Origin of the sequence: Metabacillus sp. 113a (assembly GCF_050107635.1) — a bacterium.
GTDB lineage: Bacteria > Bacillota > Bacilli > Bacillales > Bacillaceae > Metabacillus_B.
This window is the reverse complement of record NZ_JBNILJ010000056.1, coordinates 1-223: the sequence shown is the minus strand read 5'-3', so window position 1 is coordinate 223 and position 223 is coordinate 1. Positions and strand designations below refer to the sequence as shown.

At 39.5% G+C, this 223-nt stretch carries 1 protein-coding gene; it reads left to right on the top strand.

What is annotated here, in order from left to right; all coding sequences use genetic code 11:
- A partial coding sequence (locus tag ACQCVE_RS19685) for a transposase (RefSeq protein ID WP_426863678.1) occupies window positions 1–222 on the top strand: 222 nt, incomplete at its 5' end.
- Between the last annotated feature and the right edge of the window lies 1 nt (window position 223).

Below are 223 nucleotides of genomic sequence, written 5' to 3'. Positions count from 1 at the left end.
CTGTCTCATTTCATCGAATATAAAGCAAACCTAGTGGGTATTAAAGTTGAATATGTGAATCCCGCCTACTCGAGTCAAACTTGTCCGAAATGTTCTAAAAAAAATAAAGCCATAGACAGGAAATATAAGTGTCAGTGCGGATTCGAAAAACATAGAGATGTAGTCGGTGCAATGAATATTCGCTATGCACCTGTGGTTGGCGTTCATAGTCAACCAGCCTAAG